Annotated in this window: 10 protein-coding genes; 5 read left to right on the top strand and 5 right to left on the bottom strand. The window is 37.4% G+C overall.

Annotated features, from left to right (window positions below):
- Positions 1-230: IS3 family transposase (locus E7A03_RS07450; protein WP_287509817.1), on the top strand; the 230-nt coding region annotated here is incomplete at its 5' end.
- Between the two features lie 171 nt (positions 231-401).
- On the opposite strand, the gene E7A03_RS07445 is transcribed toward E7A03_RS07450, so the two are convergent.
- From E7A03_RS07445 to ygiD, 3 genes are all read right to left on the bottom strand, one after another.
- Entirely contained in the window at positions 402-668 is a 267-nt protein-coding gene (locus E7A03_RS07445) for a hypothetical protein (RefSeq protein WP_287509815.1), read from the bottom strand.
- A 40-nt stretch (positions 669-708) separates the two neighbouring features.
- Complete coding sequence (locus tag E7A03_RS07440; RefSeq protein WP_008602123.1) at positions 709-909, bottom strand: hypothetical protein; 201 nt, start codon at positions 907-909, stop codon at positions 709-711.
- A 582-nt stretch (positions 910-1,491) separates the two neighbouring features.
- Positions 1,492-2,283, bottom strand: a complete 792-nt coding sequence (ygiD, locus tag E7A03_RS07435; RefSeq protein ID WP_008602125.1) for a 4,5-DOPA-extradiol-dioxygenase — start codon at positions 2,281-2,283, stop codon at positions 1,492-1,494.
- A 340-nt stretch (positions 2,284-2,623) separates the two neighbouring features.
- Here ygiD and E7A03_RS07430 point away from each other — a divergent pair, with 340 nt between their 5' ends.
- The 4 genes from E7A03_RS07430 (at position 2,624) to E7A03_RS07415 (ending at position 6,514) form a co-directional block, all read left to right on the top strand.
- Positions 2,624-2,980: a winged helix-turn-helix transcriptional regulator gene (locus tag E7A03_RS07430; RefSeq protein WP_008602127.1), complete on the top strand. Its 357-nt coding sequence runs from the start codon at positions 2,624-2,626 to the stop codon at positions 2,978-2,980.
- A gap of 190 nt (positions 2,981-3,170) precedes the next feature.
- Complete coding sequence (locus E7A03_RS07425; RefSeq protein ID WP_039965200.1) at positions 3,171-3,872, top strand: MBL fold metallo-hydrolase; 702 nt, start codon at positions 3,171-3,173, stop codon at positions 3,870-3,872.
- 96 nt (positions 3,873-3,968) lie between these two features.
- A complete protein-coding gene (locus tag E7A03_RS07420) occupies positions 3,969-5,204 on the top strand; it encodes a DUF445 family protein (RefSeq protein WP_287501676.1) in 1,236 nt (411 codons plus the stop codon).
- A complete protein-coding gene (locus E7A03_RS07415; protein ID WP_058948265.1) occupies positions 5,201-6,514 on the top strand; it encodes a DUF445 domain-containing protein in 1,314 nt (437 codons plus the stop codon). The genes E7A03_RS07420 and E7A03_RS07415 overlap by 4 nt, the downstream gene beginning before the upstream one ends.
- A 167-nt stretch (positions 6,515-6,681) precedes the next feature.
- Here E7A03_RS07415 and E7A03_RS07410 read toward each other — a convergent pair whose 3' ends face one another.
- Together E7A03_RS07410 and E7A03_RS07405 are read right to left on the bottom strand one after the other, a co-directional pair.
- Positions 6,682-8,097 carry a sensor histidine kinase gene (locus E7A03_RS07410; RefSeq protein WP_004694649.1) on the bottom strand — a complete coding sequence of 472 codons (1,416 nt, stop codon included), beginning with the start codon at positions 8,095-8,097 and terminating at the stop codon, positions 6,682-6,684.
- Positions 8,075-8,749 carry a response regulator transcription factor gene (locus tag E7A03_RS07405; protein ID WP_004698139.1) on the bottom strand — a complete coding sequence of 225 codons (675 nt, stop codon included), beginning with the start codon at positions 8,747-8,749 and terminating at the stop codon, positions 8,075-8,077. Before E7A03_RS07405 ends, E7A03_RS07410 begins: the two co-directional genes overlap by 23 nt.
- Between the last annotated feature and the right edge of the window lie 767 nt (positions 8,750-9,516).

The following is a 9,516-nucleotide window of genomic DNA, read 5'->3' as shown; positions in this document are numbered from 1 at the left end:
TCATCCAAAGTATGTCTCGAAAAGGAAACTGTTTGGATAATAGCGTGATGGAAAACTTCTTTGGCTTACTAAAATCAGAGTTGTTATATTTAGAGGAATTTACTTCCTATGAAGATTTTATCAACAAATTAAGAGATTATATTGATTATTACAATACAAAACGTATTAAGCTCAAATTAAAAGGAATGAGTCCGGTAGAATACCGAACTCATTCCCAAAAAGTAGCTTAATTATATCTGTCCAAGAAAATGGGTGCAGATCATAAAACCGCATTCTGTTACAGCTCTCTTTTTGTGCATCTTTGATTACAGGTTGGAAAGAAAATCGTCACCTTGATTAATAACCAATTCGTGCGTTGGCGAGGATAATTTTCGTTTTGACATAAATCTCTTATTGGCAAATTAATAATACAGACTTTGGTTATATTCGTCTATTGTGTTTTGTCTGTTGTAGTATTCAGACTGTCCATCATAATATCCGTCATTGTACCCTTCGATATAATCGTAGTTACGACCATAATTAGATTCTGCCCAACGTCCAAACGAACCATGTATATATCCAGAGTTATACCCTATGTCATAGGCATAACTACCATTTGGATTATTGTAGAACGCATTGGATGAAAAAGCACAAGATAATAACACAATTAAAGCAACTAAAAATTTCATAATACAATACCTCCTTTTAAGGCCAGTATAATACGTATTATTATTTAGTGCAATATATTGCTTGTGCTAGGATGATATTAATATTGCCTTTTTTACCGATTTTAAAAATTTTATCAGAATCAGGTTCAGATGTATGAGTTAGGGCAATATATTCTGTAGTATTTAACTTAATAGTATAAATATTTTGTACATTATCTACATCATATGTAACTATACTAACAACTTTACCTCTAAGTTCCATAGAATCATCTATAAACCACTAACATCTAAAATAACATGACTATAGGTATTAATATTGCCAGAGCTTTTTATCTTGTCCTTCTGTACCATCTATTGGTAATGATAAGCAACTTGAGGATGGATCATTAATCTCATTGTCGTCTGCCTAAGAGAATGTTTGTCATGTATTAGTATATATAGATTTTATTTTTATATCGCCATTTATTAAATATGGAAATTTTTTGTCGATTTTAGTCACGCTATGTATTTCCAAAATAGCTATAGTTTTCCAAACTGTTTCTTGTCTAGATACGTTATTCGTAATCCATCTAGACGCTAATCTAGTTTTGTGATAGAGTCTAATGCTTGCTTAGTTATAGTGACAGGAACTATGTATGGTCTAGTAATCCACATTGGTATTCGTATTTACCATTTACAAGTTTATTTTCGCAAACGCTATACGATATATTCCAGCAATACGACTATGATGATTTTATATTTTGATATACAACAACTAGATATACATTTGATAATATTCGTTAGTCCTAAAAACAAAATGTCAAAGCACGATTATAAAGAATGCTTGCATACGTTACACTGACTTTTATTTTTCTCTATTCTCATCCTCAAAAATAAAGCCCGTCATGGATAGGGAGCCTAAATTATAAGTTTGATTAAATACAGTCGGTTTTGCACTTTCACTCGCACCCATAATATAAATTAATGGCAGATAGTGATCTGGTGTAGGTGCTGCATAGCTAGCCTGAGTATGTCGAGTGTAATTAACAATAGCATTTATATCGTTTTCTAAGACTGCCTTAGAAATGTATTGATCAAACTCAATTGTGGCGGAGGTGCCGGATGGACTGTCCCATTCTATGCGCCTTAGATTATGAACGATATTACCGCTGCCCATGATAAGATAGCCTTCATCGCGTAATGACTGAAGCTTTGTTCCTAGTTGATAGGCTTCTTTTGGGCTCAGGTATTTGTTGATAGATAGTTGGACAACGGGAATTGATGCATCAGGGAACATGTGAACTAACACGGTCCACATGCCGTGATCAACGCCCCAAGTGTCATTTATAGAAACGGAGTTACCCAGTAATTTTTGTACTTCTTTCGTTAAATTGCTGTCTCCTTTGGCAGGATAGACAACCTCGTAGAGATCTTGAGGGAATCCATACATATCGTAAATTTGTTTTGGATTCTCTGCACTTTGAACATAGGTACCATCTGCATACCAATGGGCAGAGATGGCAAGTATGGCTTTTGGTTTGCCATAGTTGTTGATTATATTTTGTCCCACACTTTTGAAAGTAGTTGTTGTTTCTGTATGTTCTAAGGCCATCATGGGACTGCCATGGCCTACGAATAATGTTGGCATGCGTTTCATAATACCACCTAATCCTTCAATTGATAATGTGTAATCTGTTTAATGCTGTAAAATTGATACAATTGTTTAGCTATAAATGTTGATGACTAAATCTAATAGTTATTGATTTACCAACCGATAATTGTATTTAGTTAGTGAGTTTATTATATATTGGTGCAAATATTTTGAATAGTAGAATTATTTTAGATAGGTACTATCAAAAGTGATAGAATTATGATAAATACTGATTAAAATTTTTTCAAAATAATTTGTACCCTAAAAAAAGATACTGTAAAATGCTTGCAATATGATAAATTTGTGATATGATTTGAACTAAATTAGAAAGAAAAGGAGAATGACAATGGCAGAGCAACTCGTAAATGTTCATGATTTAGTAGGCCGCTGTCCTTTTGCGACAAGCCAAAAGTTATTGGCTGGCAAATGGTCTTTGTTGATTATGCATGAACTATCTGAAGGTCCCGTGCGCTTTCGTGAATTAGAACGGAGATTATATCCAATCACACAAGCCACTCTAACTAGAGCTTTACGCCAATTAGAGGATGATGGTCTTGTACATCGTGAAGTATATGGTACCATTCCACCAAAGGTTGAATATAGCCTTACCGAAGTGGGAGCTGGTTTTAAAACTGTGTTAGCTTCCCTCGAAAACTGGGGTAACCAATATATTGACTATATGAAAGCCGCTGGTCGCATCTAAGAAATGCCAGCGGCATTTCTGCCCTTATTATGATTATACATATGGGGCCCTATATATTTGATAAGACTTAAAAAAGGCCTTTCTATGTGTTATGAATAGCTATTTGTTTATGCCATGTATTTAGAAAAATATGATATAATAAAAAATACGAATGATATAAATTCTCAATAATTTAGAGGTATTGATAATAATGTTACATGTTACTTTCTTAGCGCATAGCGGATTCCTCGTAGAGGATGGTAAGCGTTGCTATGTGTTTGATTATTATAAGGATCCTAATAATATTGTTTGGCAGTTGGCTAAACGAGGCCGTGAGCTTTGGTTCTTTGTCACACATACTCATGGCGACCACTTTAATCCGTCCATTACGGAATTTGATGGTCCTCAAACGCGCTATATTTGCCATCAAGATGTGCCGTTAGAGGGCAAGGTGAAAAAATGTATTACCATGCGCCCTGGCCAAGATGCGTCGTTAGATGATGTAGGCATCCATATGTATGGCAGCACCGATGAAGGTGGTTCTTTTTACGTAAAGACAAATACGGCGAATATCGACTCTGACTCTATCTTCCATGCAGGCGATCTTAACTGGTGGCATTGGCTTGGTGATACGCCGGAAAATAATGCGGATGCAAAGCGCATGGCTTGGCGTGAGTTCAAGGAATTAGACGGTTTGTCCGTAGATGTAGCGATGTTCCCTGTAGACAATCGTTTGGAAGACGCTATGGAATGGGGCAGTATTGAATTTTTGCGCCGTGTACAGGTGAATAAAGCCTTTATTCCAATGCATTTGAATGGTCCATTATGGACACCGTCTGTATACTTTAAAGCTCTCTTTGGGGAGGTGCCGATTTGGGAACCTCAAAAAGACGGCGATGAGGCTACTTTTTAGATTATAGATATAATTTGTGAAAGTCCGTAGACCTCGAGGTCACTACGTTATATAGGGATAGTCTATATGCGTAATTGAGTAAGTTAGGATCAAGTGATGATGAAAACTAAACCAGTGGCAACCACCCTGTTGGTTGTCATGGCTATTATATTTTTAATTTCATATCCGCAGCGACATGATACATTTTGGGCCTTTATCATGCATATCTCTGGGGCAGCTATGATAGGTGGCCTCGCGGACTGGTATGCAGTAACGGCTCTCTTTACGAAGCCTTTAGGCATTCCTTTCAAAACGGCAATCTTGCCGCGCAGTAAGGAACGATTAATTCAGATAGGCCGCACTATGCTCAGCGAAGAGCTATTGCGCGTGCCACAGATGTATTATGCTATCAAAAAAGAACGCGTTATGGTCCGTATCGTTGAATACGGCATGAGCGATGTGGGACAAGTTCAAATTAGAAATCTCTTGTACGGTGTGGGCAATCAAGTTTTATCTCATATGGATATTGAACCGATGCGCCAAGAGATTAATAAGGCCATTTATAAGGGGGTTACAAACTGGAAAGCAACACCCCTTGTTATTCTCTTTGGCCGTTGTATGCTAGAACGTCACACAGCAAGCGTGTTTTGGCTTTATTTTAACCGCACATGTCAGCGTGTTATCGCATCAAATCAGGTATATCCGTATTTGTATCGCGTCATGCTAGACATTATGAAAACTTATACAAAGGATTCTTTCTTTCGTGAATTGGCCATCGCCTTTGGTGGAGATGGACTTTCACCAGAACGATTGGTAGAAACGGTACAGAAAAAAGCCGTTCAATTCTTGAAGGAAAATGAATCTATTGACTCTGCATTGGGGCGCTATGTATGGGGCCAAGCCATTCGCTTTTTCAATAATTTGGAAACTAATACAGAGTGGCAAGCTTTCATCGAAGAACATAAAAATCAGTGGATTAGAATGGTTCTTGAAGAATGGGAAGGCAAACTTATCGATGGGGATACATTGGATTGGAAACGCCTCATGGACATCGTTATGGAGCGCTTTAATGTGCTCGGCACCGAAATTTTGTTGAATCCAGACAAGCAGGCGCCGTTTGAGCGGTTCTTCTTGTTGCGTAGTATTCCGTGGTTGCAGAAATTGAACCCCCTCATCGACAGTGTGGTAGGTCAGGAATTATCTCGCTATTCGCCTGATGAAATCACTCAAATTGTGCGCGGCAAAATGTACTATGACCTTCAAATGGTGCGTATTAATGGTTCCCTCATAGGGGCTGTCCTTGGGGGCACCTTATACGGTTTGACCATCATTGTAGAGGGGGTGCTCAAATGATTAGTTATTTGAAATCCCTTACCTTGAAACAGCGTGCTAATGGCATTTTAGGCTTGACTGCCGTATTGTATTGTTTTGCTTTTGTAGGACAATTTTTCTTTGGTTATGAAAGTTGGTATCAACCGTTGTACTGGGCTGTCCAATCTGCCCTCATCGGTAGTGTGGCCGACTGGTTTGCTGTAACGGCATTATTCCGTAAGCCACTAGGTTTCCCATATCATACAGCACTAATTCCTCGCAATAAAGATCGCCTCATTAATGGTGTTATTAAACTTGTAGAGACGAAGATGCTTACCAAGGAGCGCTGTAAAGTATTATTGAAAAATGTGCAATTTGTGCCATTGTTTGAGAAGTTCTTGTTGTCTCCTGAGGGGCAGCGAGCAGCACGCCTTGTGATTCATCAAGGACTACACCTTTTATGGAAATCTCAAACTAATGAAGAATGGGCACAATGGGGGGCAAAACGCATTCGTGGATTGCTTCAACAACATTCTCTCGTGCCCGTTTTGAAACACGTATTACTTGATTTATGTGAGCATAATCGCTATGAAAGTATGGTTGTGCAAGTTCTAAACGTGATTCAAGAACGGATTAATCATCCGGCTATGGTTACTTGGCTTACCGCTGTCGTAGCAGAAGAGGCACATAAGAAAAAGCGAAAAGGCTTCTGGTCTGATTTCCTTATTTCTATGTCCGAAGCTACCGATGTAGTAAACTATCAAGAAATGGCAGAGGCTATTGTTCAAGAGGCCTATGCGATGCTGGAAAGTTGGAAGCGTCCAAATAGCCCCGAACGAACTGCTTGGTTGCGACAATGGGTAGAACCTATTCGTAATATTGAAGAGAACCATGAAGTCTGCGATGCTCTTAACGAAGCGTGGGAACGCTGGATTCGCGAACAAGATTGGGAATCTGTTATCGAAAACCATTTATGCCCTTATATAGAAGAACTATTGCTCGTAGGGGATGAAAACGGAGAAACTCCGGCTCAGGTTTTAGTTAATATTGCTCTTGAATTATGGAATGTATACGGTCAATCGGAAGATCTTAGAAATCGTATTGAAAAAACCTTACACGATATTGGCGACTACGTACTTGAACAAGGGTATGACCTCATTGAAACTATCATACGTCAAGTATTAGGTGGCCTCAGTACAGATAAATTTATTTACTTTATTGAATCTAAGGTGGAGGACGATCTCAGCTGGATCCGCATTAATGGTGCTATCGTTGGTGCTGTAGCGGGTCTGCTTGTATGGACCTTCTTAGAATATGTATATATGCCGTTTTGGCAACAATTTGTAGGCTAAAGTTAATTATCTATAATAAGTTGCTTTAAAATTAAATACACAAAAACTAGCATATAGAAGGAGCTTCTATATGCTAGTTTTTTATGGTTTAATTAATTCTACATTATGGGCTTTTGGATTAAAATTGATATAGAAACGGGACTGACCATTGGTCAGTCCCGTTTATGTTATTCTTCCCTTGTATTGTACGGCAATCGCACGGTAAATGTAGTTTTTACTTGTGGTTCACTCGTGGCCGTTACTGTACCATGGTGTAAGTTAATAACTTTATTTACAAAGTATAGGCCTAGGCCGATGCCGTGATTAGACTTTTTATTTCGCGATTGTTCCGTCTGATACATACGATCCCAAATATGATCCAGAGCTTCAGGTTCGATGCCAATACCATTATCTGTTACGGTAATGACTAAGTCTCTGCCTACGAGTTTAGCCGAAATATCAATAGTAGAGTTTGTAAACTTAATAGCATTGTCCACTAGGTTTGTGATAGCTCGACGTAATGATACTTCGTGAGCATTCATATGTAAATTAGGTTCAATATGAGATGTAATTGTAATCTGTTTATCTGTATTTTCTGTACAGAGTCTTGTATAGTCGTGGACCATATTGGATAACATCAATGATACATTGACAGGTGCAAAGCTTAGACCTTGTGCATTTTCAAGGCGGGCTACATCAAGCAGTTGACTTACGAGGTTAGTCATGAACTTAGCTTGCTCTAAGATATGTGTTAAACCTTCCCGTAGATCTGCTTCCGTACGACCGTATTTTAAAGCAAATTCACTTTCTGCTTTAATAACGGCAATTGGTGTACGTAGCTCGTGAGATACGTCAGAACTAAATTGTCTTTCACGATTGGAAGAATCCTCAAGACCTGAAATCATACGGTTAAATGTTGTAGTTAGTTCGTAGATTTCATCTCTCGCTGTGCGAGCAGGAATGTCGATACGACGGCTCAAGTCGTTGTTCTTACCGATGACTTTAGCTGTTTTCGTCAAGGTTCGGACCGGTTTAAGTCCTTTTTTGATGAAAAGATAACCGCCTAGGGAGGAAATTAGTAAGAATATGATATTCCCTAACAGTAAACTGTATAAAAGGTTTTCCGTCTTTTTAGAGGCTGTTTTTACTTTTGTAACAGCACGCAAAATACCACGATAGTTTGGTTCGTTAACCGGTGTATCGTAGTAGTAGAAGGTATCATCACCAGCAGCAATTTCACCAACTTGCCCTAAGGAAAGGATTGTTTGGTTTGGAAACCCATCTGGCAAGGCGCCTTTAATAATATAGCCGTCTTGAGTTGATACAAAGAAGAATGTATTATCTTGGTACGGTTTAAACTTGCGGATATCCGTAGCCATAATCATCGCTTGTTGTTGTAAGCGTTCGCGCACTTCTTTGTTGTCGGATTCATGTGTATATGCGTAAATCCATGCGGATGCAACCATCAAAATGATAAGCAAAAAGATGGTATACCAAGACATAATTTTAAAGGTTAGGGGCAGCCGATTAAATAAATCGGTGGCTGCCCCAGACATGGTATCTAGATCTCGGTGAGGATCATTAGTTTTCTGTTTTGAGGACATACCCTACTCCACGAACCGTTTGAATGAGTTTTACATTCTCATCAGTATCAATTTTCTTGCGCAAATCTTTAATGTATACGTCGATAAGGTTAGAGTAGCTTTCATAATCGTATTCCCAAACATGGTCAAGGATTTGTTGACGAGATAATACGATATTTTCGTTACTTGCTAAATAGAATAATAGGTCGAATTCTTTTGCAGTCAATGTAATTGTTTCGCCGTCGCGTTTAACTGTACGTTGAGGAACATTGATGGTAAGTGGACCTACATGGATATCGTTTTGTGCATGACGCGCATTACGACGAGCCAATGCATAAATACGAGCGGTTAACTCCTCAAGATCGAAAGGCTTTACAAGATAATCATCTGCACCAGTGTTAAGGCCTGTAACTTTATCTTGCAAGGAATCCTTTGCTGTTAAAAGCAATACAGGTGTTGTATTACCGTCGTTACGCATTTGTGCAAGAGCACTGATACCATCGAGGATTGGCATCATAATATCCATTACGATAACGTCATAGCTAGATGTGTTAACGTAATCGATCGCTTGTTGCCCATTGAAGCATGTATCAACTGTCATATTTTCTGCACGTAAATATTTAGCCGTGATACCATTCAGCATTTCTTCGTCTTCTACAAGTAAAATTTTCATTCTCTGTTCTCCTTATGTATGATTTAAAAATATAGCTCTCCAACTACATTAATTATAGTCATTATATATATATAAACTTTCTTTTTTTGAAAGCCACAACACCATATAAGGTGACTATATATATAATATTATATAACTTATTTATCTATTATCATACCTTATACAATAGTAATGAGCAAAAGATGAATGTACATGCGAGTTTACAAGACTTTTCTTCATCTTTAAAAGCCTTAAAAATGGTGAAAGACAGAAACTTAATGAATTCTGCTAATGAATAAAATCTAACTATATCGAAGATTGCCGTATGCGCATAGATGAGGATGATTTTATCGATTTTAGATGATGTGCGATAAATCACTAAAAAAACTTATGATAATTATTATCACAGGAATAAATACTTGTTATGAGCGTAGAAAAACGATAATTTTCGATAATTAAATTCTAGGTGAATTTGGTAGGAATTTAATGGATATTAATTATTATAAACTATTAGTAATGATTAAAAAGCTAGTTTTTATGCGGATTATATAGATACCAAAGGAAATAAAAAAGTAGAAAAATTTCGGAACCGAATTACTTTCGTAAAATTCTTAACTTCTTGTAAAAATTATTCATATAGGTATTTTTTTGACTCCTCTTTTTACCTTAAAAATACTAAGTGAAATAAATTATCAATTAGATTAATCAAAATTAATTATGCATAATAGGGTTTAGACATGACCTGAAATGCTCTCTATAATTATAGGTAAAGGAATAAGAAAAATCGC

Source organism: Veillonella parvula, assembly GCF_032472435.1.
GTDB classification, from domain to species: Bacteria; Bacillota; Negativicutes; order Veillonellales; family Veillonellaceae; genus Veillonella; species Veillonella parvula_N.
The sequence above is the reverse complement of the archived record's forward strand: the minus strand, read 5'-3'. Positions and strand labels throughout refer to the sequence as shown.